The organism is Corynebacterium sp. HMSC072G08 (assembly GCF_001809185.1).
In the GTDB taxonomy this organism is placed as follows: domain Bacteria; phylum Actinomycetota; class Actinomycetes; order Mycobacteriales; family Mycobacteriaceae; genus Corynebacterium; species Corynebacterium phoceense.
The window spans coordinates 1-576 of record NZ_KV796409.1 but is presented as its reverse complement, the minus strand read 5'-3'; the positions used below and the strand labels follow the sequence as shown (position 1 = coordinate 576).

Below are 576 nucleotides of genomic sequence, written 5' to 3'. Positions count from 1 at the left end.
GAGCTCCTTGGAGTATCTCACCACACGTTGCGGGCCTGGTACCGTGACAGCGCTTCAGTACGTGATGACTCTGACGCTTCAGGCGGCGAGACAATGGAAGAAGAGCTTGGGGCGTCTGCGCCGTGAAAACCGCGAACTAAAACGAGCAAACGGGATTCTTAAGACAGCTTCGGCTTTTTTCGCAGCGGAACTCGACCGACCCACGACCAAATGATCTCCTACATCGACGCGTACAAAGATCAGTTTGGGGCCCGGGGCCATCTGCAGAGTTCTAAAACAGGCAGATCGTGGATTCATCACCTCTCGTGGCTACCGCAAGGCGACCACTCGTGTTCCCAGCGCAAGGACCTTAAGCGATAGCCTGCTTATCCCAGAGATACAGCGTGTGCATGCGGAGAATTTCTCGGTCTACGGCATCCGCAAAATGTGGCACGCGATGAACCGTGAAGGCTTTCATATCGGCCGCGATAAGACTGCACGACTGATGAAGCTAGCAGGTGTTTCCGGCCGCCGACGTGGGCGAACCCCTGTGACAACGATTAGCCCGAAGACACCGGATCATCGCCCGGACCTTGT

At 56.1% G+C, this 576-nt stretch carries 1 pseudogene; it reads left to right on the top strand.

Annotated features, from left to right (window positions below):
• A pseudogene (locus tag HMPREF2559_RS12710) lies at positions 1-576 on the top strand (IS3 family transposase); the annotation flags it as partial.